Here is a 22,334-nt window from a genome sequence, read left to right as displayed (position 1 = left end):
GATCATTCCACCATGAAAACGCAGATAGAAGCGGCCCGCGAGGGCATCATCACCCCACAGATGGCGGCAGTGGCGGCAGACGAGGCGCTTGCGCCGGAGTTCGTGCGCAATACGGTGGCCGAGGGGCGGATCGTCATCCCCTGGAACCACGGCCGCAAGCCCAGGGCAACCGGTATCGGCTTTGGCCTGCGCACCAAGGTCAACGCCTCCATCGGCACCTCCTCGGACATCATCGACTACGAGGCCGAGGTGGCCAAGGCGCGTGCCGCCCTGGAAAGCGGGGCCGATACCCTGATGGAACTCTCCGTAGGGGGCGACCTGGACCGGGTACGGCGCGAGGTGATCGCCTGTGTTGACCTCCCTGTGGGCAACGTACCGCTTTATCAGGCATTCTGCGAGGCGGCCCGCAAATACGGCGACCCGAACCGGCTCGACCCCGAAGAGCTTTTCGACCTGATCGAGCGGCAATGCGCCGACGGCATGGCCTTTATGGCGGTGCACTGCGGCATCAACCTCTCCACCATCGAACGCCTCAGAAAGCAGGGCTACCGTTACGGCGGCCTGGTTTCCAAAGGGGGGGTCTCCATGGTGGCCTGGATGCTGGCCAACAATCGGGAAAACCCGCTCTACGAGCAGTTCGACCGGGTGGTGGCGATCCTGAAAAAATACGACACCGTACTCTCCCTGGGGAACGGCCTCCGGGCCGGGGCCATCCATGATTCCAGCGACCGGGCCCAGATCCAGGAGCTGGTCATCAACTGCGAACTGGCCGAACTGGGGCGCGACATGGGGTGCCAGATGCTGGTGGAGGGGCCGGGGCATGTCCCCCTGGACGAGATCGAGGGGAACATCAAACTGCAAAAACGCATGAGCGGCGGTGCGCCCTACTACATGCTGGGGCCGATCACCACCGACGTGGCACCCGGCTTCGACCACCTCACCTCGGCCATCGGCGCGGCCCAGTCGGCCCGCTTCGGCGCCGACCTGATCTGCTACATCACCCCGGCCGAGCACCTGGCCCTGCCCAACGAAGATGACGTGCGCCAGGGGGTCAAGGCCGCCAAGATCGCTGCCTATATCGGAGACATGAACAAATATCCGGACAGGATGCGGGAACGGGACAAGGAGATGTCCAAGGCCCGCCGCGACTTGGACTGGGAAAAGCAGTTCCGACTGGCCCTCTATCCCGAGGACGCCCGGGCCATCCGCGCCAGCAGGATACCCGAGGACAGCGCCACCTGCACCATGTGCGGCAACTTCTGTGCCTCCCGGGGCGCAGGAAAGCTCTTTGCAGATGACCTGAAACAGGATAAGATCTGACGATCACATCGGCAGGAAAAGAGACTCCGTGTACAGTTCCATCACATCGCTGTCGCTCAGGCTACGGCCGGGGGATGACATTCGCAACTCCTTATCCCGCCTGCTCCAGGATCGGGAACTGCCGGCAGCCTGCGTGCTCAGCTGCGCAGGCTGCCTGAGCCGGGCGGCCCTGCGGCTGGCCGGCTCAGGCGGCGGCACCATCATCGAGGGGCCGCTGGAGATCGTTTCCCTCTCCGGCACCCTTTCCCCCCAGGGGCCGCACCTGCACATAGCCTTTGCCGACAGCACCGGCCGCGTGCTGGGCGGGCACCTGCTGGACGGCTGCATCGTCCTGACAACGGCAGAGATCGTTCTGGCGATCCTGCCCGACGTGCGCTTCTCACGCCGCCACGACACCGCCACCGGCTATGCGGAGTTGGTCATCACCTCTCCCGTCGAAGTAACGCCATGAAGCCCTATCTTGTCGCCTTCCAGTTTCTGACCATCATACCGCTCCCTTTCAAGGTGAATTGCGAGGCCCGGGACCTGGGGCGTTCCACGGCGGTCTTCCCCCTGGTGGGGCTGACCATCGGCGCCCTGCTGGCCGGGCTCAACTGGCTGATCACTCCCTGGCTGGCCCGGCCGCTGGCCGACGCGCTGCTGGTGACCGCCCTGGCCGCCGTGACCGGCGCCCTGCACCTGGACGGCCTGGCCGACGTATGCGACGGCATCGCGGCCCGGGGCGGCCGGGAACGCTTCCTGGAGGTCATGAAGGATTCCCGGGTCGGCGCAGTCGGCGTCGTCGGCATCGTCCTCGACCTGCTCCTGAAATGGCAGGCCCTGCTGGCAGTGCCGGCCAGCATCAAGATGCAGGCCCTGCTGTTCTTTCCGGCCCTGGCCCGCTGCGCCCAGGTCCTCGCCATGACCGGCGCCCGCCATGCCCGCAAGGAGGGGCTGGGCGCGGTCTTCATCCAGGGCACCGGCAATGCGCGGCTGATTGCCGCCCTGGCTCTGACCCTGGCAGCGGCATTTGTGCTGCCGCCCCTTACCGGCCTCTCCGCCTACGTCGCCGTCATCCTGTTGACCGTGGCGCTGCGCTGCTACTTCCAGCGCCGGCTGGACGGCCTGACCGGCGACGTGCTGGGCTGCATCAGCGAACTGGCCGAAATCGCGGCCCTGGTGGTCATCTCCATCAGGTTTTCCTGATCCCCCCGGACTACCTTTGAAAGGAACCATACAGACATGACCCCGGCAACCCGCATCTACCTCATCCGCCACGGCCAGGTGGAAGGGCACGACCAGCCCCGTTACAACGGCCAGACCGACGTGGGCTTGACCGATGTCGGCCTGGAGCAGTACCATGTTCTCAAGGAGCGCCTGGCCGGAAAACCGCTCTCGGCCTGCTACACCAGCGACCTGTCGCGCTGCGCCATCGGCGCGGATATCATCTGCGGCCAGTTCGGCATCGAACCGGTGAAGAGGCCGGAGTTACGGGAACTGAACATCGGCGTCTGGGAGGGCCTGACCTGGAAGGAAATCGCCCGGCGCTGGCCCATGGAATGGCAGGCGCGGCTGAACGACCTGGTCAACTACCGGGTGCCCCGGGGCGAGAACCTGCTGGATGTGGAGGCGCGGGTCATGCCGGTCATCGGGGAGATCGTGGAGCGCCACAAGGGGCAGGAGATACTGGTGGTGGGGCACGGCGGGGTCAACCGTATCGTGCTCTTGAGCGCCATCGGCGCACCCTTGGCCGGGATGTTCAACATCGAACAGAACTACGGCTGCCTGAACATCATCGATTACTATGTCGACGGCAGGGCCACGGTCAAGCTCCTGAACGGGTGAGCGGCCGTTGCCGAAACATTTTTTGAGAAAGGAATTTCACCATGGCACCCCCAAAACGACCGGTCACGGTCAAGCTCCCCTCGGCCGCCGAAGCCGCGGCCCGCATAGAGGCCATGCGGCGGCAGACAGAGGGCAGCGCCAACTACCGGACAAAGTCCTTGAAGATCCACGGCCCGATCTGCGCCAAATGCGGCCGGGAATTCGACCAGGCCAACCTGCACCTCCTGACCGTCCACCACAAGGACGGCAACCACAACAACAACCCTGCCGACGGCAGCAACTGGGAAAACCTGTGCGCCCACTGCCACGAGGACGAGCACAGCCGGGATCTGCTGGGGGACTATCTCAGCAAATAGGTTGCCCCTGTTTGCCGAACTCCCCGCGGCCAGAATCCTCGCGGTCGGCGGTCCGCCAAAGGACCTCCACCTGAAAATAGCCCGTCGCAGCAAAGCCCGGCACTACGTTCACCACACGGTAATTGAAAACATCCGGCAGACGTCTGCAACGTTTGTCGTTCATGTCAATCGAATCGGCGCCTTGTTCGCAAGCCTCCCCAGCCATAACTGCTGCATTTTCCCGAATATGGGGACAAACGGCACGAAGACCCGTGTCCTCTGTTCTATTGTTTTTTGTTTATTGTATTTTAATGAAGTATAATTCAAACAAAAGCACCATGCTATTTACCGGCGGTTTCGAAACATGAGACTTCTTTGTTCCACCATCGTTCTGCTTCTGGCGCTGGCCCCCCCGGCAGCGGCCCTGGATCACACCCTGGCCGCGCAGGTCCTGGGAGAGATCAACCTGGCCCGCACCGCACCGCGCACCTATGCCGCCTTTCTGCGGGAGTTCCGCAACCGGTTCCGGGGCACCTATTTCCTGCTGCCGGGCAGCGACACGCGCATGCAGACCCGTGAAGGGGTCAAGGCCGTGGATGAGGCCATCCGCTACCTCTCCCGCCTGAAACCCCAGCCGCCCCTTGCCTGGTCGGACGGGCTGGCAGCGGCAGCGGCCGAACTGGCGGAGGAGCAGGGGCGCTCCGGCGCCACGGGCCACACCGGACTGGAGAGTCACGGCATGCGGGAGCGGATCGACCGGCACGGGAAATGGAACCGGCAGATCGCCGAGAATATCGGCTATGGCCCCAGCGAGGCCCGGAACATGGTCATGCAATTGATCGTCGACGACGGGGTGCCGGACCGGGGGCATCGCAAGAACACCTTCAGCGCGGTTTTCAGGACCGCCGGGGTCGCCTGCGGCCCTCATCCGGGCTTTGGAGGCATGTGCGTCATCGATTTTGCGGATACGTTCAGGGAGTATGAAGAATAGGCGGCAATCCATTTGGGGCACGGAGAGAAGAAGTCGGACGCCCGGCGCTCCGATGGAGGTTTTATCGGCCGCCCGGCGCACAGTTCCCGGCCATGAGCAGCGCCGGCGGCGCCATTCTCGCCGGCGTGGCGGCCCAGGCGTCCAAAATCCGCCTCCGCAGATTACCAGATGCAGTTCACCTTCTTCCCCCCTGTCACCCCCATCATGCCGCGCGCATCATGGGGTGGCCATGGTGGCGATGCCCCCTGGCGCCGTGGTGGGCGTGCCTGATCTTGACCGTATCCAGGGACAGGGGCCACAGCTTGTCGCAGAATTTCGTGATGGCGTTCCGAGCGAGATCAAGCTCCTCGGTGTCGGATTCTCCCCGCGCCTTGAGTTCGCTGATCTCTACCGTCAGGGAATTCAATATCCGTTTCAGTATCTTTGCCCGCGCTTTTCTCATTTCGATGGTCATGGCTGAACTCCTCACCGGCATTCATTCATACTTAAAGTATACTCCATTTGCCGTCTGGATAGAGCCCCCTGTTTAACGTTTTCCTGAGCCTCTTGAATTATCCGGTCTTTTGTGGCTACAGTGGTTTACAGGGTGCAAACGACTATCAGAGCGGATTAAGGAGGTGAATCGTACAATGAAAATGGCAAAAACCATGTTCATGTACCTGACGTTCGTGCTGGCGCTTTACGTCGCAACAGCCTTTGGTGCCGGCAGGGAATCCGTGGTTATCGACGTCAGGACCGAAGCGGAATGGAATACGGGGCATGTGGAAGGGGCGCGGCTGCTCCCCCACGAGCGGATCGGGGAAAGCATCGGTACGGTGGCAGGGGATAAAAGGACCAGAATCTATCTCTATTGCCGCACCGGCCGCAGAACCGCCCTTGCCTTCGATGTGCTGAAAAAGGCGGGCTATGAGGACATCATCAACCTGGGGACCGTGGAGAACGCGGCCAAGGAGTTGGGCAGGCCGATTGTGAAGTAGCCGTCACGAGGAGAGTGCTCCTCAGAGGCACCTTCCCACTGAAACGTGGTGCCCGTTGCCGGACGAAAAATCCCCCTGCCGCAGGAACGGCAGGGGGATCGGAAGGCGCCTGCCGCGGAGAGCGGCAGGCTAACGCATGCAACCTTCTTTACAATGCGATACGGGACGAATCCTGAAGCGTTCGGTAAACATGACCGTTCCTCCTTTCTCTCGGATTTGGAATCAAGCCTGCAGGCTTGATTCCCAGCTTACCTTCACCGGTGACCGTTGGCCACCGCGAAGAGGGGAAAGCTCGTTGCGGCAAACCAAGCTATAGTGAATCTTCAAAAATCGCTACCTTCAGCGTCACAAGTCATGCCCCCAAGCATCACACTCTCTTGACGTCTGAAACGACCTCTTCAAGCGTAATGCTCTTCAGACTCTCCTCAACCGACAGTTGCGTCTTTTCCAAGACCCTCTCCAGGGCAGCCTTGATATTACAACTCACGGGGCATGGTTTTTGGACGTCATAGCCATGGATTGAAAAGGCTTTCGGCGCATCCACCGCCTCGTAAATATCAAACAACGATATCTCGCTCGCTTTTTTGGCCAGCGTACAGGTCCCCGCCTTGCCGGTAGTCGTATGAACCAGCCCCGCCTTGGACAATTTGGAAAGAACCCGCCGAACAAAACTGGGGCACGTATTAACACTCCTCGCCAGGCTGCTGGAGGTCATGTCCGCACCGTCCTTGTAGCCGAGCCCGGTCATGATATGCACCGCTATGGAGAATTGCGTGTTGTTCGGCATATTGTTACTATATTAGTAACAGAATAAAAAAGCAAGCATTATCTCCATGGCCGCCAAGGACGCAAACGGGCCCCCTCCCGCGCCATACGCGCAGCGCCCTGTCCCTGACAGCACCGCTGAAACAGAAACTCCCCGGGATTAGCCGAGGAGTCCATAAACACAAGAAGCGGCCTTCGGACCTTCCCTGGTACATGTATCTCTTGTACCAGGGACGTCGTCTGCGCGCTTCTTCCCTATTTGCGGCCACTTCCCAACCGACGAGACGACGGCGCTCCGTTCTGCCGAGCGGCCGCGATGCGCCGGGGTGCCGGGGAACGGCATCACCCCCCGTGGGAGATTTCTTCGAGATTGCCGGCAATGACCGTTGCCGTGGCAGCCTGCTCCTCGGATGCGGTGGCAATCTGGGAGATCACGTCCTTGATCTGATCGATGGAAACGACGATCCCATTCAAGGATTCCTCCACATGTTTGGAAAGACGCTCGCTCCCTTCTGCCTCGTTCTTCCCCTTTTCGATGGACTCCACCGCCTCGGCGGCTCCGGTCTGAATCTCCGCGACCATGGCGCCGATCTTCTTGGTCGATGCCATGGTGCGATCCGCCAGGCGGCGGACCTCGTCGGCGACGACGGCGAACCCGCGGCCTTGTTCACCGGCGCGGGCCGCTTCGATGGCCGCGTTGAGGGCCAGCAGGTTGGTCTGCTCGGCTATTTCATTGATCACCGTGACAAACTCGCTGATCTTTTCCGATTTCGCCCCCAGGTCGCCGACGATGGCGGCCGAACTGCGGACGATCTCGGCCACCTTCTGCATCTCCCTGACCGCCTGGTTGACGATCTTCTGCCCATCGTAGGCATTTGCGGCGACGTTGGCGGCCGAATCCGAGGCATTGGTCGTGTTGCGGGCCACCTCGTTGACGGTCATGCTCATCTCTTCCATGGCCGTGGCGATCTGCTCGACCCTGGTCTCCAGGTAGTTCTTGCGCTCGATCTCCCGGCGCTGATGTTCCACCACCGCCTTCTCGGCCGTAATGTCGCTCCAGCAGGCCATATAGCACAAGACCTTGGAGGAATCCAGGCTATCCCAAACCGGGTAGGCCGTCGTCCGCAGGGTGACGCTGCCGATGGGTATCTCGGCGGTGTGGGGCAAATCCGTCCGGGGATTGCCGAACAAGCGGCGGATACGGGAAGGGTCCTTGTGGTACTGGTGGATGGAATTACCGAAGGCATTGCCCGCATCGGCCCCGCCCAACCCGGCGTTGAGTTCACTGCGGTGCCGGCTGAGCAGTTCCTTGGCCTTCCTGTTCATGTAGAAGATCTTGTTATCGGTCGTCGTATCGCAGAGCATGACGATGTTGTCCACATTGTCCATCATCTGCTCCAGTTTGGAGATTTCCGCGTCCTTAGCCTCAATCTCCCGTTTGTTCGCGCCTCCGAATATACCCATGATTGCTGTCTCCTTATGAAAAATGTTTACTGGTATTCAAATCGTCAAAACCAATAAAAGCCATCTTATTCGCAGCTACTTCTTGTTCGGCCAGTAGGTTCCGCCCACCAGGGTGGCTGTGATGCTGCCGATCTTGACCTTGGATTTCATCAGTACCGGTATGCGACGGTCATCGTCCGTCAGCCAGATATACATGTCGCCGGTGCGGGCAAAGATTCCCTCCGACTTGAGCAGCGGCTTGATCACCACCGTCTTGAACCTCCCCAGAGGGGTCTCGATCACTTCCCGACGCAGAACCCGCACTTCAGTGTTCCACAGCTTTTTGCAATCGAATATATCGATATAATAGGACGTGCCCACCTGGAGCGGGATGGAACGAAAATAGAAAAAGCTGGACAGGGTGTCGTAGGTCCGCCTCGTGATGCTCTTGGTCGTTTCACTGTTCTTCAACAGGTCCTTGGTGCGGACCTCAAGCTTCCGGCGGTCGAAGACCGCATCCTTTTGGAAGCGGGTCCACCCCTCGCGGATACGCTCGCGATACAACCGGGGCACCCCGATATAGAGGGGCGGCGAACCTGAAATCAGCACCGATTCTATCCGGTCTTCCACCGGGAAAAAGACCTTCAGCCAGTCGGCGGACCTGGCGGTGGACACGATATGCACCTCGCTGCCTTCGAGGGTTACCTCCTGCACCGCCCGGCCAGCCGGGATGCCGGTGTAGGAAATCTCGAACTCCAAACGCTCCGGCATCGGAAAGGCCGATACAGAGCGAGGCAGCACCGCCAGCCCTGCGCAGAGCGCCAGCATCACCGCCAGAAAAACGACACTCGCCGGTTTACTCATTGCCCGACCCCACTTTCGGCTTCAGTCTGTGCGTGGTTCGCCGCATCGGGACGCACTAAGCCTGTCCGCCGGTGGGAGTGCTCTCGAACGCGTTGCGCAGTTTATGCAACTCCTCCATCTCCCGCAGTTTGTCTCCCAGCCAGGCGTGGAAGACGCGCGCATTTTCATAACTCATCGCCACACCGGTATCGATAAAGCGCACCATGCTGTTGCTCAGCCCCTCGGGCTCGACGGCGACTTCCCGGCCGATGGCGCCTTCGGGGGTAATCTCGTGGCTGATCGACTCGGGCAGGGGCTGGCGCTCCAGGTAGAAGTGTATCACCATTTCGCCGCGGGGCGAGAAGCCCCCCTGGGCACCATTGACATAGGTTGGGTTGTATCCGTAGTTAAAGATATACTTGAAGGTGATCTCGGGTTTCTTGGCGTCCATCCATAATCTCCTTTTCATGTGATTTGTCACCTGATCGAACGACAGACAATGCGTTCCTATGTCACTTACCACACCCGGCAGAGTCAGGAAAAGAAATTCTTGCAAAAATATTGGCCAGGACCTATAAAAGACCTACAAAGTCTTGTTTCATAGGAGGAATTCCCTGAATGAACAAAACGCCACTCGCACTCAGCCTCATATTCGCACTGATTCTGACCGCTTTACCATCGTTTGCCGCAGCGGTGCCCTCGACCGTCATCTTCGACCAGGGGCACGGCCAGCGTTTTACGACCGGCGATCCGGGGGAACTCCAACTCTCAAAGCTGGCTGACACCCTGCGGGCCTCCGGGGCCGCCATCACGACGACCACAGCCCCCCTGAGCGACGAGGTCCTCACGGGCGCAGCCGGGCTGGTCATATCCGGCGCCTTCAAACCGCTTCAGCCGGAGGAGGTCGAGGCGGTTGCCCGCTTTGTGCAGAACGGGGGGAGATTGGCCGTCATGCTGCACATAGCCCCTCCCCTGGGCAACCTGCTGGCCCGACTGGGAATCGATTCTTCCAACTCGGTCCTGCACGAGCGCCAAAACGTCATCGACAGCGATTTGAACTTCCGCGTCACCGACCTTTCCCCCACCCCCCTCTTCTCGGGTGTCAACAGCTTCTCGGCCTATGGCGTCTGGGCCATCAGGCCCGGCACGTCATCCAGCGCCATCGCCCGCACCTCGCCCGAGGCATGGGTTGACCTGAACGGCGACAAGGTCCTGTCCAGGGGGGACGCCGTGGGCGCCTTCGCGGTCGTTGTCATGGGGCCCCTGGGAAAAGGCGAGTTTACGGTCTTCGGGGACGACGCCATCTTCCAGAACCGGTTCCTGGATGACAACAACCGGAAACTGGCGGCCAATCTGGGAATATGGCTGACCAGACACTAAAGGCCGGGGAGGGATATTTCCACCCTTTCTCCGGCGACGGCATCCATTACCGTGTGACCGGAAACGGCCGCCGCCACGTCCTGTTCCTGCACGGCTTCGCCGCTTCGCTGCATACCTGGGACGACCTCGTGCCGTTTTTCCCGGCCGACGAGTACACCCTCCACCTGTTGGACCTCAAGGGGCACGGCGGGTCGCTGAAACAGTGCCGGGGCGATTATTCGACCCGGCACAACGCCCGTATCGTCTGTGCATATATCCGTTCCCGCGCCTTGAACAGCGTGAGTGTGGTAGGCCACTCCTTCGGCGGGCTGGTGGGGATGTCCGCAGCCCTGGACTGCCCGCAGATCTCCCGCCTGGTCCTGATCGATTCTCCCGGTTTCCCCCAGGCGTTCCCCCGTTTCATGCGTATCCTGCGCATCCCGTTTCTCGGCCCGCTGTTCATGGCATTCCTGCCCCCCCGCCGGCTCGCCCGCAAGGGGCTTGAATCGGTCTTTTACCGGCACGAACGGATTACGGAACGGCTCGTCGAACGCTACGCCGCCGGGTACGGCGGTCTGGCGGCGGCTCATGCCCTGGCGGAAACCGTACGGCAGATGATACCGGATGATGTGGAACAGATGACCTACCGATATGCCGGCCTCGCCATTCCGGTCCAGATCCTGTGGGGAGAGCACGACCGGGTCGTCAAACCATGGCAGGGACACAAGCTGCATCAGGAGATAGCCGGTTCCCGGCTCACCACCATCGCCGACTGCGGCCACAACCCCCACGAGGAGCGACCCGAAAGAACGTTCAACCTGATCCGGGCGTTCCTGGCCGGCGGCACCGGTTGACAGGCCGGGACAGAACTGTTAGAAGGAGTCAATGTGACCATTTTTTGGAGGTATCCCATGAAGAAAACCCTGTTCAAAACAGCCATGACCGTTGTTTCGTTGCTCTTGGCCTTCGGCCTCTCCTTTGCCGCCGACGCCACGCCCCCTGCCAAGCCTGCCGCCGCGTCGGCAAAGGCCAAGACCGACAGCGCCAAGGCCGCGCCGGTCGCAAAAACGGCGCCGGTGGACATCAACAGCGCCGGGGAGGCGGAACTGAAGGCGATCCCGGGCATCGGCGACGCCTACGCCGCCAAGATCGTCGCCGGCCGCCCCTATGCCAACAAGACCCAGCTCAAGTCCCGCAATATCCTGCCCGCCCAGGTCTACGAAAAGGTCAAGGACCGCATCGTCGCCAAACAGCCGAAAAAATAGCGGGCGACACCCGTTCGGTTTCCGGGAGAGGGGTGGTCAAAGCGGCCGCCCCTCTTCCGTTTTGCCGCTCCGACAATGGTATGCCTTGACTTAATCGGCGAATATCTGTAAGTTTATACTTTTACAATAGCTGTAAGGAGTTGAAATGAAACCACTCTTTTTAAATCCCCCCACCTTCGAGGACTTTGACGGCGGCGCCGGCGCCCGCTACCAGGCATCACGCGAGGTGACCTCATTCTGGTACCCCACCTGGCTCTGTTATCCGGCCGGGATGATCGAGGGGAGCCGCGTCGTCGACGCACCGGTGCAGCGTCTCTCCATCGAGGAGTGCCTGGCTATTGCCAAGGATTACGACCTGGTGGTGATGTACACCTCCACGCCGACCCTGAAGATCGATATCGAGACCGCACGCCGCATCAAAGCCCAGAAGCCGGCAACCGTCACGGTCCTGACCGGCCCGCACGTCACCATCCTGCCGGAGGAATCCCTCAAGGCCGGCGCAGGCGTCATCGACATCGTCTGCCGCGGCGAGTTCGATTACGCCGTCAAGGAGCTGTGCGAGGGGCGGGAGTGGGAGAGCGTGGAGGGGATCAGCTTCCTGCGCGACGGCAAGGCGGTGAATACCCCGGATCGGCCGATTCTGACCGATCTGGACGCGCTGCCGTTCGTGGCGCCGATCTACAAGCGCGACCTGCCGATCAATGACTACGTCATTCCGCACTTCAAGAGCCCATACGTGGCGATCTACACCAGCCGGGGCTGCCCGGCCAAATGTACCTTCTGCCTCTGGCCCCAGACCTATTCCGGCCAGAAGATGCGCACCCGCTCCCCCCAGAGCGTCTTTGAGGAGGTCAAATGGATCAAGGAAAACCTCCCCGAGGTTCGGGACATCTCCTTTGACGACGACACCTTCTCGGCGGACAAGAAACACGCCCGCGCAGTGGCCGAACTGATCAAGCCCCTGGGCGTCTCATGGGTGATCAATGCCCGCGCCAACTGCGACTACGAGACCCTCAAGGTCATGCGCGACGCCGGCCTGCACCATGTCATCGTCGGTTTCGAGAGCGGCAACGCCCAGATCCTCAAGAACATCAAGAAGGGGGTCACCAAGGAACAGGCCATCCAGTTCGTCAAGGATTGCAAAAAACTGGGGATCACCATCCATGGCGCCTTTATCATGGGGCTGCCGGGCGAAACGAAGGAGACCATTCAGGAAACCATCGCCTACGCCAAGATGCTGGACCTGGAGTCGATCCAGGTGTCCCTGGCCTCCCCCTACCCCGGCACCGAGTTCTTCGAGCAGTGCAAGCGGGAGGGGTGGATCGCCTCGGACGCCTACATCGACGACACCGGGCACCAGATGTGCGTCATCAACTACCCCCACCTCTCCAACGCCGAAATCTTCAAGGCGGTGGAAGATTTCTACAACAAGTTCTACTTCCGGCCGAAATACATCCTGCGCAGCATCGGCAAGATGATCGTCAACGGCGAGGAACGCAGAAAGCTGCTCAAGGAAGGCAAACAGTACCTTGACTACATGCGCAAGCGCAAACAGACGGCATCCTGAAGCAGACCACACCGGCATGAAACAGCTCATCATCACCTCCGACGACTTCGGCCTCTCCCCCGGCGTCAACGCCGCCGTGGAGAAGGCCTGGCGCGACGGCATCCTGACCTGCGCCTCGATCATGCCAGGCGGGGCGGCGTTCGACGAAGCGGTGGCGATCGCCCACCGCAATCCCGGCCTGCAGGTGGGCCTGCACCTGACCCTGGTCCAGGGTTCGGCCGTGCTGCCGATCGATGAAATCCCCGGCCTGGTGGATGAGGCGGGCGCCTTCAGGGACAACCCCGTGGCCGCCGGCATGCGCTATTTTTTCGACAAGGGGCTGTACAAACAGTTGCGACGGGAGATCGAGGCCCAAATCGGGCGGGTGAAGGATGCCGGCATCCCCGTGACCCACATCGACGGCCACCTCAATATCCATCTGCACCCCACGGTATTCGCGTTCCTCCGGGAGTTGATGCCCCGCTACGGCATCACCAGCCTCCGCCTCTCGCGGGAGCGCCTCATGCACAACCTGACCTTCAACCGTGAGCGCATCGCGGGAAAGGCCCTGGAGCGGATCATTTTCGGGGCACTCTCCTCCCAGGCCCTGCCGGCGCTGAAACGGCTGGGTATCCGCCATGCGGGAGAGGTCAAGGGGGTGTTCAACTCCGGACGGATGAACGAGGAGTACCTCCTCAACATCCTGGACGGACTGGACGGGGGGCTGACGGAGATCTACTTCCATCCCGGCATCCTGCCGGACAGCGAGATCACCCGACGGATGCCGGATTACCACCATGAAGACGAACTGGCAGCCATCACCAGCCAGCAGGTCAGACAGAAACTTGCTGCTTTAAAAATTGAATTGACCAATTATCGGGGAGACAGGAAACCGTATGTTTAAGACCGTGATTATCATGTTCATGGCGGTAAGCGCCGGAACCGTGGGCGATATCCTGCTGGCCAAGGGGATGAAGGAGATGGGGGACATATCGGCCATGAACCTGCGGGGCATCATGGATGCGGCCTTCAGGGCGCTGACCACCCCCAAGCTCATTATGGGCACCGTCATGCTGGCCATCTTTTTCTTCCTCTGGCTGGCGGTGCTTTCCTGGGAGGACCTGTCGGTGGCGCTCCCCATGCAGGCCCTCAACTATGTGCTGGTGGCGTTCCTGTCCCAGTATTTCCTGCATGAAACCGTGACGCCCCTGCGTTGGGCCGGCACCGCACTGGTCTGCGTCGGGGTGATGATGATCACCAAAAGTGGCGGAGCGCAGTAGTGGCGCCGACAAAGGAGAATAACCATGCTTGACGGAAAGACTATCGGATTCATTGGCGGCGGCAACATGGCCGAGGCGATCATCAAGGGTCTCCTGGCCGGGGGCTTTTCGCCGGCCGCCGTCGTGGTGGCCGAGCCCACCCCGCTCCGCAGGGAGTTCCTCGCCAGCACCTACGGCGTGGAACTCCACGAAGAAAATCTTGACATCGCCCGCCGGGCCGACATCATCCTCCTGGCCGTAAAACCGCAGGTGGCGGCCAGTGTCCTGGCCGGACTGGAACAGGTCATCTCGCCGGACAAACTGATCATCTCCATCATGGCCGGCATTTCGACCGGCTTTATCGAGGAAAGCTTCAACAACGGCGCACGGGTCGTGCGGGTGATGCCCAATACCCCGGCCCTGATCCAGGCAGCAGCCACGGCCATCTGCCCCGGCCGAAAAGCCACGCAGCAGGATCTGGAGATTGCCCGTGAGATTTTCTCCCGGGTCGGCACGGTCGTCACCCTCGCGGAAAAGCTGATGGACGCGGTAACCGGACTGTCCGGCAGCGGCCCGGGCTACGTCTTTGCCTTCATCGAGGCCTTAGCCGACGCCGGGGTAAAAAACGGCCTGCCGCGGGACGTGGCCGCCCAGTTGGCGGTGCAGACCGTGGCCGGCTCCGCCCGCATGGCAGCGGAAACCGGCGAGCACCCGGCACTGCTGCGGGAAAAGGTGACATCCCCCGGCGGGACCACCATCGCGGGCCTGCACACCTTGGAAAACGGCCGTTTCCGGGGTCTTATCATGGACGCAGTGGACAGCGCCAGCCAACGTTCAAAAGAATTATCGGGAAAATAGCCCTTCCGCAAAGCAGAACGGGCGGCTCGAAAGCCGCCCGTTCTGCTTGTCTTCCCTCTATCGGCGTTTCCCCAGCCCTCCCGTTCGAAACGCCCTCTTCAGGCTTACTCCGCTTCATCCCGTACAAACCGGAATGCCACCCCCTCGTCCGTGACCCGCACCACCCGCGCCTTGAGCACCGGCGGTTCCTTGCCCAGAACCAATCCGTTCAGTTGCAGGTGCATTTCGGTATCCACCGGCGGGTGGGGCTCGAACGCAACGAGGACAAACGCCCCGCTATCGCTGAAGTCCCTGGTAACAGCCCGCTTGACCTGCTGCGCTGCGGGCCAGGTGACTTTTATATCCAGCGGGGCTTCGATCCGTTCGCTGATGCGCGTATTCTCCATTCCCCATCCCGTACGGCCGTCCCAGCAAAGAAATATGCCCGCGGCCCCTTTCGAAGCGTTCTCTATTTCTGACCGGCCAACGGCCGGTTTCGCGGCAGGTTGACCTCGGGAGACAGGAGCAGGTGGGGAGGAATCTCCTGAGCACCCAATATCTTGACCATCCGCTCGAAACCACCCGCAATCGTACGCAACTCCACATCGGGCAGGACTTCCAGCCCCCTGACGAGAAGCCCCTGGGCCACCTCCGGCGAGGTCACCACAACCTGCCTGCCAGCGTCCGTCAGCCCGACATGCACCACCCGCCGGTCCTTGCTGCACCGCTCCCGCTCAACGAGCCCCCGCTTTTCAAGCCGGTCGACGATCCCGACGATCGTGGCGGGATGCAGATACATTCTACGGGCCAGTTCCGATATCTTGATCGGCGCGTTCTCGGCAATGACCTTGATTGCCCACAACTGCGGGCCCGTCAGGCCGGTTTCCCGTTCAACCCTCTTGGATTGCTCGTTGACGACCTGAAATACGCGCCGCAGATTGTCGATGATTTCCGCGACCAAAGCGGGTGTTGGCTGCATACGGCTCCTTTTGCGCGGCCTGCCCGGGGAAGAGAGGTTCAGGCCACACGGCATGTCGTCGTTCATGCTGGCGTTGATTATAAATGTCTTGACGCCCCTCGTCCAGACATGATGACGTCCGTATACCGGCAACGGCCGCAACCGGGAACCAGGGGCGGTACGGGTTGTATCATTCTTTGTCGTTCGCCCCGGGGCCGCCGGCGGGCTTGTTGAGCGATTCATACAGGGCGATCTGCTCGGCGAGGGACAGCTTGCGACGGCGACAGGCGCTCCCGTTGCGGCAGAGCCGGCAGCGGTCGTCGGAGCACCACTGGCAGCAGGTGCAATCGGGACAGGGATGTTTTTTCTCGTTTTCCCCGGTCATGGCAGCCTAGTAGACAACGTTCCGTTTGACGGCATTCCCCTCCATAAGCTGGATGAACGCCTTGCCGCTGTCGGAGTTGATCAGCAGGTAGCGGGGGAGTTTCATGATCGGGTCGCGGGGCGTCGCATGACGGCGCTCGATGGTGAAGCTGGCCACGTAGCCGGCCTCAACGGCCTTTTTGATCAGGTAATCGTCGTAGATGCCGAAAGGCCAGGCGAGCAGGTCAACCTTTGCGCCAAGCTCCGACTCGAGTTTGACCTTGGACTTCACAAGCTGTGTCGTGACGAACTTGTCATAGGCCGCGCTGCTGAGCTTTCTCCGTTCTTTCTTGAAGTTCGGGTGCCAGTAGGTATGGGACTGGATATCGAAGAGCCCGGTCTTCTTCAGTTCCCGCAACTGTTCCCAGGTCATGGCGTACTTTGCGTTGGAAATGGCGGAAGGGTAGGCAAAGACCGTAACCGGATAGCCATAGGTGCGAATAACGGGCAGCATGTAGCTATACACGGATTTATGGGCATCATCCGTGACGATGACCACCGATTTCGGTTTTGGAGCCGGGGCCTTGCCGCGGTAATAGTCCACAAGGCGACGGAGCGGAATAACGGTATAACCGTTGTCGTGCAGGTATTTCATATGGGACGCGAAGACCGGGGTCGTGACGGTCATGCCGTCGGCAACCGTGGGGCCGAAGCGGTGGTAGAGCAGGATCGGAACGCGGAACTCTTCGGCGGCGGAAGCGGCAGGGGCGGCAAACCAGGAAGAAACGGCGATCAACAAACAACATGCGAAACGCAACAACAGCATACACAACCTTTCTGAAAATAATTTACGGCCGGGGGGGATCAGCCCCTGACGATATACACGGAGCAGGGGGCGCTGCTTGCCACGCGGTGGGAAACGCTCCCCTTGAGGCGGCGCTGGATGAACCCCTTGCCCGAACTGCCGATGGCGATCACATCGATGTGCTCGCGCCTGGCAAATTCGATCAGTTTCTCGGCCGGTTCACCGTACTCGACGATCATCTCCAGGGGAATATCGTGCTCGGAGGCACTTTTCTCGATGACGTAGAAGATGCGGCGGCGCAGATCGTCCCACTGTTCCGTCTCGGTAACCGGGGCGGACGGCACGAAATCGGCGTAGGTCGACGTCGGGGAGTTGGGCAACACCAGCATGGCGTAGATGTGGCTTTTGAACTGGCTTTTGTTGCCGGCGGCAAGTCTGACCGCTTCTTCGGCCGCCTTATCCGATTGCGGCGAACCGTCGATGGCGACGAGGATCTTTTTTCTCAGGTTCAGCATGCCGCACCCCGCATGTTTTATTCATACCCCTTTGTCAGAGGAAGACTTCTCACCCCATATTAGGAATATAATGCAATTTTTAGGACTTGACAATTATAAAACATTATTCTACATTTATGTCGATCCATCGTTTTTTTGGCAATTTTTTGAACAGGTTAGATTTTTTCATTAAATTTCACGATCTTGTTTCCTTCTTTTTTTCATTATACCTCTAACGAAACAGGGTACCGACCATGGCAAAGAAAGAAAAAGCGGAATATCTCATTCAGGCCGTCTCCCACGCCCTTGACCTGCTGGAGCAATTCCACGGCGAAACGGACGAGTTGGGCGTCACCGAACTCAGCAAACGCCTGAAACTGCATAAAAACAACGTATTCAGGCTTCTTGCGACGCTGGAGGCGCGGGGCTACATCGAGCAGAACCGTGTGACCGAGAACTATCGCCTCGGCCTCAAGACCCTGGAACTCGGGCAGACCTTCATCCGCCAAATGGGCCTTCTGCGTCAGTCGAAACCGATTCTGGAAGCCCTGGTCAAGGAGTGCAACGAGACCACCTACGTGGCGATCCTCAAGGACTTCAACATCATCTACCTGGATGCGGTGGAGACCGACATGACCGTCCGCGTCGTCCCGCGGGTCGGCTCAAGGCTGCCGGCCTACTGCACCGCCGCGGGCAAGGTTCAGATCGCCCATATGAGCGACGAGGAGTTGGAAAACTACCTCCCGCCCAGAGAGATCAAGCAGTACACGAAGAATACCGTTACCGACCGCGACCTTCTCAAAAAACAGTTGAAGACCATCGCCGAGCAGGGCTACGCCATCGACAACGAGGAACTGGATGTGGGCGTCAAGTGCGTCAGCGCGCCGATCCGCGACTATACCCGCCGGATCATAGGCGCGGTCAGCATCTCCGGTCCGTCCATGCGCTTCACGGACGAACGCCTGGAAAAGGAACTCATCCCGCTGGTGACAAAGGCCGCCAAGGAGATATCCTCCAAGCTCGGTTTTCAATAACGACACCAACCATCAAGTCCACAACGAGGGCGGCTTTCAGGCCGCCTTCTTCGTTTCCGCTTGAAGATATGCCCGGCGTTGGCTACTATTGCCGAAAACGCCGAGGTACGAACATGCCGACCTATAAAGTGATCGAACTGGGTACCGTTACCGAAGAGGCCATCGAAGAGACGCTCAACGAATGGAGCGCAAAGGGGTGGCGCTTCGACAGCATGCAGTTTGCCATGCGCGACTCCAGCCGGAGGCCGAGCATGGCCTTTGTGCTGTTCACGCGGGAACAGGCGGAGAAAAACTCACCATGAACAGCCCCAACGACACCCTCTACCTGATCGATGGTTCCTCCTACATCTACCGGGCTTATTACGCCATCCGCCACCTGTCATCTCCCAGCGGCCATCCGACCAACGCCATCTACGGCTTCATTCAGATGTTGCTCAAGTTGATCAAGGATCATGATCCCAAGCAGCTGGCGGTGGTCTTCGATGCCGGCAGGATCACCTTCCGCACCGAAATCTACCCGGAATACAAGGCCAACCGGGCCGCCATGCCGGATGACCTGCGCCAGCAGGTCGGGCCGATCCGCGAGGTGGTACGCGCTTTCAACATCCCGGCCCTGGAGTTGGAGGGGTTCGAGGCGGACGACATCATCGGCGCCCTGGCCGCCCGTTACAGCGCCAATGGCGGCCGGGTCGTGGTGGTGACCGGCGACAAGGACCTGATGCAGATTGTGACTGAAAACGTCACATTGCTGGATACCATGAAGGACAAACGGTCAGGCCTGGCCGAGGTGAACGAGCGCTTCGGCGTCGTGCCTGATCTGGTGCCGGATATCCTCGGCCTGGCCGGCGACAGTTCGGACAACATCCCCGGCGTGCCGGGCATCGGCGAGAAGACCGCCATCAAACTGCTTCAGGAGTTCGGCACCCTGGATGCCCTTTTGGAACGGGCGGGCGAGGTCAAGGGAAAGAACGGCGAAAAACTTCGGGAATTCCGCGACCAGGCGCTCCTGTCGCGCAAGCTGGCCACCATCGAGCGTAACGTACCGCTGGAGATCGACCTGGACGAACTGGCCGCCCGGGAACCGGACACCCCGACCCTGAACGCCTTTTTCAAACAGTACGGCTTCACCACCCTGATCAAGGAGCTGACCGGCCACGCAACCCTCTCCTGCGAGGGCTACCGGACCGTCACCGCGGCCGGGGAGTTGGAGGCGTTGGCCGCGGCCCTGGAGCAGGCCGGCGAATTCGCCTTCGACCTGGAGACCACCAGCCTCGACCCGCGCCTGGCCGAGATCGTCGGCCTGTCGTTCTCCTTTCGCGACCATGAGGCCTACTATATCCCGGTGGGGCACATAACCTCATCCCCCTCCCCGTCTCTTCCCGGCGGGGAGGGGACGTTGTTTGCGGCGCACTCTCAAGCCGGGGAACAGGGTGAGGGCGGCGCCCCGCTTGCCCCCGATCAGCTCCCGCGGGACAGGGTGCTGGAACGCTTGCGCCCCCTGTTCGCACATCCCGGACTGCGCAAGGTCGGACAAAACATCAAGTTCGATATGCAGGTGCTGGCCAACAGCGGCATTACGGTCGCGGGGGTCTGGTTCGACACCATGCTGGCCTCCTATGTGCTCAACCCGGCCCGGAGCGGACACGGCCTGGACGCCCTGGCCCAGGAACACCTCAACCACCGCATGATCAGCTACAGCGAGGTGACCGGCACCGGCAAGGGACAGAAGAATTTTTCCCAGGTGGCGGTGGCGGCCGCCTCCCGCTATGCCTGCGAAGATGCGGACGCCACCTGGCTCCTGCGGCGCAAATTCGAGCCGGAGCTGGCTGAAACCGGCCTTGAACAACTTTTCCACACCCTGGAGATGCCGCTGGTGACGATCCTGGCCGATATGGAAAATTACGGGGTATTGCTCGACAGGGCGCTGCTGAAGGAACTTTCCCGGGACTTTTCAACCCGCCTGGCGGAACTGGAGGGGCAGATCTTCGCCATAGCCGGCGCCCCCTTCAATCTCAATTCCCCCAAGCAGCTGGGCGAGGTGCTCTTCGAACGCATGGGACTGAAGACCGGCAAGAAGACCAAGGGCAAGACCGGCTGGTCCACGGACAACGAGGTGTTGAGCGCCCTGGCCGAGGAGCATGAGGTTGCCCGCCTGATCGTGGATTACCGGGGCCTGACCAAGCTCAAGTCCACCTACAGCGACGCCCTGGAGCGCCTGGTCTGCCCCAGGACCGGCCGGGTGCACACCTCCTACAACCAGACCGTCACCGCCACCGGACGGCTCTCGTCCTCCGACCCCAACCTCCAGAACATCCCGGTCCGCACCGATGAGGGACGCCGTATCCGCCACGCCTTCATCGCCCCGCCGGGGCACGTCATCCTCTCGGCCGACTACTCCCAGATCGAACTGCGCGTGCTGGCCCACCTCTCCGGCGACCCGGTCTTCTGCCACGCCTTCGCCCACGACGAAGACATCCACACCCGCACCGCGGCCGAGGTCTTCGGCCTGTTCCCCGAGATGGTTACCAGCGAGATGCGCCGCCAGGCCAAGACCATCAACTTCGGCATCATCTACGGCCAAGGAGCCTTCAGCCTGGCAAAGCAGTTGGGCATTGCCCGCAAGACGGCCGAGGAGTTCATCGCCGCCTACAAGGAGCGCCACAGCGGCGCGGTCGGCTTCCTGGATTCCTGCATCCGCCGGGCGGAAGAGACCGGATACGTCACAACCATCCTGGGCAGGCGACTTCCCATACCGGATATCCACAGCACCAACGGCAACGTGCGGGCCTTCGCCCAGCGCAACGCCATCAACTACCCCATCCAGGGCTCGGCGGCCGACATCATCAAGAGCGCCATGATCCGGGTGGACGGACGGATACGGGCCGAAGGGCTGAAGAGCCGCCTGACCATGCAGGTGCACGACGAACTGGTCTTCGAGATACCGGAGGAGGAACTGCTCCCCATGGAACGCTTGGTGGAGGAGGAGATGTCCCGCGCCGTGGAGCTGAAGGTGCCGCTCAAGGTGGACATCAGCTATGGGAAGAACTGGAGCGAGGCGCACTAGCAGGTTGTTGAAAAATAGCCATCTCGCAGCCGTCCTCGAAAGCCCTTTTGTGACTGAGGCCTTTGGCCTCACCCTTCGGGCGCCTTCGCGGTCCAATTCAGCAAGCTGAATTGTGCGGCGTAGCGCTGCTACGCCTCCGCAGGGCCTTCTGCGGAGGCAACGATCTGACTATTTTTGAACAACCTGAGGTTTTCAACAGCCTGCGAGAGGCGGCAACGGCACCCTGCGCGCATTGCTGTCGGGATAGGGGTACTCCATGTGCCGGGCCGTGGCCCGCGCCACCTCCTCGCCGTGGTAACGGGCAACCACCTTGAGCGCCATGTCGATCCCGGCCGAGATGCCGGCCGAGGTCACGACCCGCCCGTCCTCCACCACGTGCCGGCCGTATTCCACCGTCACGGCCGGAAACGAGTCGCGCATCCAATCCAGGGAACGCCAGTGGGTCGTGGCGTGCAGCCCGTCGAGCAGGCAGGCTTTGCCCAGCAGCATGGCTCCGGTGCAGACCGAGGTCAGGGTCTCCACGTGGGCATTGCGCTCCCGCAGCCACTGGAGCATGGCCGGATTGCCCAGTTCCCTGCGGGTGCCCCAGCCGCCCGGCACGACCAGGATATCCAACCGGGGACAGGTCGCAAAGGTAGCGTCGGGCGTGACCCTCATCCCGCCCGAGGCGGTGACGGTATCGCCTTTCTCGGCCACCAGCAGCAGTTCGAAGGGCGAGGGCTCCTCGCGCCGCTTCGCCTCGTCAAGCCGCACCGCGGAAAAGACCTCGTACGGCCCGCAGAAGTCGAGCACCTCGACGGCGTCGAACAACACGATCCCCACCCGTTTTCTCTCCATGAGCCCCTCCCGCTC

The 22,334-nt window shown here is 61.1% G+C and carries 28 protein-coding genes; 17 read left to right on the top strand and 11 right to left on the bottom strand.

The window, feature by feature from the left end; translation table 11 throughout:
- Window positions 1-12 precede the first annotated feature (12 nt).
- From thiC to F6V30_RS06625, 6 genes are all read left to right on the top strand, one after another.
- A complete protein-coding gene (thiC, locus tag F6V30_RS06650; RefSeq protein ID WP_151156064.1) occupies window positions 13-1,320 on the top strand; it encodes a phosphomethylpyrimidine synthase ThiC in 1,308 nt (435 codons plus the stop codon).
- A 28-nt stretch (window positions 1,321-1,348) separates the two neighbouring features.
- A complete protein-coding gene (locus F6V30_RS06645; protein ID WP_218043308.1) occupies window positions 1,349-1,771 on the top strand; it encodes a PPC domain-containing DNA-binding protein in 423 nt (140 codons plus the stop codon).
- Window positions 1,768-2,505 carry an adenosylcobinamide-GDP ribazoletransferase gene (gene cobS / locus F6V30_RS06640; protein ID WP_151156062.1) on the top strand — a complete coding sequence of 246 codons (738 nt, stop codon included), beginning with the start codon at window positions 1,768-1,770 and terminating at the stop codon, window positions 2,503-2,505. Before F6V30_RS06645 ends, cobS begins: the two co-directional genes overlap by 4 nt.
- A 36-nt stretch (window positions 2,506-2,541) precedes the next feature.
- The gene (gene cobC / locus F6V30_RS06635; protein WP_151156060.1) at window positions 2,542-3,144 is read left to right on the top strand and encodes an alpha-ribazole phosphatase; all 603 of its coding nucleotides are present in this window, start codon (window positions 2,542-2,544) and stop codon (window positions 3,142-3,144) included.
- A 41-nt stretch (window positions 3,145-3,185) separates the two neighbouring features.
- Entirely contained in the window at window positions 3,186-3,500 is a 315-nt protein-coding gene (locus F6V30_RS06630; RefSeq protein ID WP_151127753.1) for a YajD family HNH nuclease, read from the top strand.
- Window positions 3,501-3,843: 343 nt separating this feature from the next.
- The gene (locus tag F6V30_RS06625; protein ID WP_151156058.1) at window positions 3,844-4,470 is read left to right on the top strand and encodes a CAP domain-containing protein; all 627 of its coding nucleotides are present in this window, start codon (window positions 3,844-3,846) and stop codon (window positions 4,468-4,470) included.
- 202 nt (window positions 4,471-4,672) lie between these two features.
- Here the strand turns inward: F6V30_RS06625 and F6V30_RS06620 are convergent, their stop codons facing one another.
- A complete protein-coding gene (locus tag F6V30_RS06620; protein WP_151156056.1) occupies window positions 4,673-4,924 on the bottom strand; it encodes a hypothetical protein in 252 nt (83 codons plus the stop codon).
- A gap of 175 nt (window positions 4,925-5,099) precedes the next feature.
- Between F6V30_RS06620 and F6V30_RS06615 the strand changes: the two genes are divergently transcribed.
- Entirely contained in the window at window positions 5,100-5,447 is a 348-nt protein-coding gene (locus tag F6V30_RS06615) for a rhodanese-like domain-containing protein (RefSeq protein WP_151156054.1), read from the top strand.
- A 367-nt stretch (window positions 5,448-5,814) separates the two neighbouring features.
- Here F6V30_RS06615 and F6V30_RS06610 read toward each other — a convergent pair whose 3' ends face one another.
- The 4 genes from F6V30_RS06610 to F6V30_RS06595 all read right to left on the bottom strand — a co-directional run bounded on the left by F6V30_RS06610 (window position 5,815) and on the right by F6V30_RS06595 (window position 8,967).
- Window positions 5,815-6,234, bottom strand: coding sequence for an Rrf2 family transcriptional regulator (locus F6V30_RS06610; protein ID WP_151156052.1), 420 nt, complete (start codon window positions 6,232-6,234; stop codon window positions 5,815-5,817).
- Between the two features lie 320 nt (window positions 6,235-6,554).
- Window positions 6,555-7,676, bottom strand: a complete 1,122-nt coding sequence (locus F6V30_RS06605) for a methyl-accepting chemotaxis protein (protein WP_151156050.1) — start codon at window positions 7,674-7,676, stop codon at window positions 6,555-6,557.
- 75 nt (window positions 7,677-7,751) lie between these two features.
- Window positions 7,752-8,519: a DUF3108 domain-containing protein gene (locus tag F6V30_RS06600; protein ID WP_151156048.1), complete on the bottom strand. Its 768-nt coding sequence runs from the start codon at window positions 8,517-8,519 to the stop codon at window positions 7,752-7,754.
- A gap of 55 nt (window positions 8,520-8,574) precedes the next feature.
- Window positions 8,575-8,967 carry a hypothetical protein gene (locus F6V30_RS06595; RefSeq protein WP_246163273.1) on the bottom strand — a complete coding sequence of 131 codons (393 nt, stop codon included), beginning with the start codon at window positions 8,965-8,967 and terminating at the stop codon, window positions 8,575-8,577.
- A gap of 149 nt (window positions 8,968-9,116) precedes the next feature.
- Here F6V30_RS06595 and F6V30_RS06590 point away from each other — a divergent pair, with 149 nt between their 5' ends.
- From F6V30_RS06590 to proC, 7 genes are all read left to right on the top strand, one after another.
- On the top strand, window positions 9,117-9,878 hold the full coding sequence (locus F6V30_RS06590; RefSeq protein ID WP_151156046.1) for a DUF4350 domain-containing protein: 762 nt from the start codon (window positions 9,117-9,119) through the stop codon (window positions 9,876-9,878).
- On the top strand, window positions 9,860-10,711 hold the full coding sequence (locus tag F6V30_RS06585; RefSeq protein ID WP_151156045.1) for an alpha/beta fold hydrolase: 852 nt from the start codon (window positions 9,860-9,862) through the stop codon (window positions 10,709-10,711). The genes F6V30_RS06590 and F6V30_RS06585 overlap by 19 nt, the downstream gene beginning before the upstream one ends.
- A gap of 57 nt (window positions 10,712-10,768) precedes the next feature.
- Window positions 10,769-11,122 carry a ComEA family DNA-binding protein gene (locus F6V30_RS06580; protein WP_218043307.1) on the top strand — a complete coding sequence of 118 codons (354 nt, stop codon included), beginning with the start codon at window positions 10,769-10,771 and terminating at the stop codon, window positions 11,120-11,122.
- Window positions 11,123-11,267: 145 nt separating this feature from the next.
- On the top strand, window positions 11,268-12,689 hold the full coding sequence (hpnJ, locus tag F6V30_RS06575; RefSeq protein WP_151156043.1) for a hopanoid biosynthesis associated radical SAM protein HpnJ: 1,422 nt from the start codon (window positions 11,268-11,270) through the stop codon (window positions 12,687-12,689).
- A gap of 16 nt (window positions 12,690-12,705) precedes the next feature.
- The gene (gene hpnK / locus F6V30_RS06570) at window positions 12,706-13,572 is read left to right on the top strand and encodes a hopanoid biosynthesis-associated protein HpnK (RefSeq protein ID WP_151156040.1); all 867 of its coding nucleotides are present in this window, start codon (window positions 12,706-12,708) and stop codon (window positions 13,570-13,572) included.
- Window positions 13,565-13,948, top strand: coding sequence for an EamA family transporter (locus F6V30_RS06565; protein ID WP_151156039.1), 384 nt, complete (start codon window positions 13,565-13,567; stop codon window positions 13,946-13,948). The genes hpnK and F6V30_RS06565 overlap by 8 nt, the downstream gene beginning before the upstream one ends.
- Window positions 13,949-13,972: 24 nt before the next feature.
- A complete protein-coding gene (proC, locus tag F6V30_RS06560) occupies window positions 13,973-14,785 on the top strand; it encodes a pyrroline-5-carboxylate reductase (protein WP_151156037.1) in 813 nt (270 codons plus the stop codon).
- Between the two features lie 104 nt (window positions 14,786-14,889).
- Here proC and F6V30_RS06555 read toward each other — a convergent pair whose 3' ends face one another.
- The 5 genes from F6V30_RS06555 to F6V30_RS06535 all read right to left on the bottom strand — a co-directional run bounded on the left by F6V30_RS06555 (window position 14,890) and on the right by F6V30_RS06535 (window position 17,405).
- The gene (locus F6V30_RS06555; RefSeq protein ID WP_149306744.1) at window positions 14,890-15,171 is read right to left on the bottom strand and encodes a PilZ domain-containing protein; all 282 of its coding nucleotides are present in this window, start codon (window positions 15,169-15,171) and stop codon (window positions 14,890-14,892) included.
- Window positions 15,172-15,233: 62 nt separating this feature from the next.
- Window positions 15,234-15,743 carry a MarR family winged helix-turn-helix transcriptional regulator gene (locus tag F6V30_RS06550; protein WP_151156036.1) on the bottom strand — a complete coding sequence of 170 codons (510 nt, stop codon included), beginning with the start codon at window positions 15,741-15,743 and terminating at the stop codon, window positions 15,234-15,236.
- A gap of 169 nt (window positions 15,744-15,912) precedes the next feature.
- Entirely contained in the window at window positions 15,913-16,107 is a 195-nt protein-coding gene (locus F6V30_RS06545) for a hypothetical protein (protein ID WP_151156034.1), read from the bottom strand.
- Window positions 16,108-16,113: 6 nt separating this feature from the next.
- Window positions 16,114-16,911: a polysaccharide deacetylase family protein gene (locus F6V30_RS06540; RefSeq protein ID WP_151156032.1), complete on the bottom strand. Its 798-nt coding sequence runs from the start codon at window positions 16,909-16,911 to the stop codon at window positions 16,114-16,116.
- 38 nt (window positions 16,912-16,949) lie between these two features.
- Complete coding sequence (locus tag F6V30_RS06535; protein WP_151156030.1) at window positions 16,950-17,405, bottom strand: universal stress protein; 456 nt, start codon at window positions 17,403-17,405, stop codon at window positions 16,950-16,952.
- Window positions 17,406-17,638: 233 nt separating this feature from the next.
- On the opposite strand from F6V30_RS06535, the gene F6V30_RS06530 reads away from it, so the two are divergent.
- The 3 genes from F6V30_RS06530 to polA all read left to right on the top strand — a co-directional run bounded on the left by F6V30_RS06530 (window position 17,639) and on the right by polA (window position 21,482).
- Complete coding sequence (locus F6V30_RS06530; protein ID WP_151156028.1) at window positions 17,639-18,418, top strand: IclR family transcriptional regulator; 780 nt, start codon at window positions 17,639-17,641, stop codon at window positions 18,416-18,418.
- 113 nt (window positions 18,419-18,531) lie between these two features.
- Complete coding sequence (locus tag F6V30_RS06525) at window positions 18,532-18,720, top strand: DUF4177 domain-containing protein (protein WP_151156026.1); 189 nt, start codon at window positions 18,532-18,534, stop codon at window positions 18,718-18,720.
- Window positions 18,717-21,482, top strand: a complete 2,766-nt coding sequence (polA, locus tag F6V30_RS06520; RefSeq protein WP_151156024.1) for a DNA polymerase I — start codon at window positions 18,717-18,719, stop codon at window positions 21,480-21,482. Before F6V30_RS06525 ends, polA begins: the two co-directional genes overlap by 4 nt.
- Before the next feature lie 192 nt (window positions 21,483-21,674).
- On the opposite strand, the gene F6V30_RS06515 is transcribed toward polA, so the two are convergent.
- Window positions 21,675-22,319 carry a DJ-1/PfpI family protein gene (locus F6V30_RS06515; protein WP_151156021.1) on the bottom strand — a complete coding sequence of 215 codons (645 nt, stop codon included), beginning with the start codon at window positions 22,317-22,319 and terminating at the stop codon, window positions 21,675-21,677.
- Window positions 22,320-22,334: the final 15 nt, after the last annotated feature.

Origin of the sequence: Oryzomonas sagensis, from assembly GCF_008802355.1 — a bacterium.
Taxonomy (GTDB): Bacteria; Desulfobacterota; Desulfuromonadia; order Geobacterales; family Pseudopelobacteraceae; genus Oryzomonas; species Oryzomonas sagensis.
Note: the sequence above shows the minus strand (reverse complement) of the source record. Positions and strands in the feature narration are given on the sequence as shown.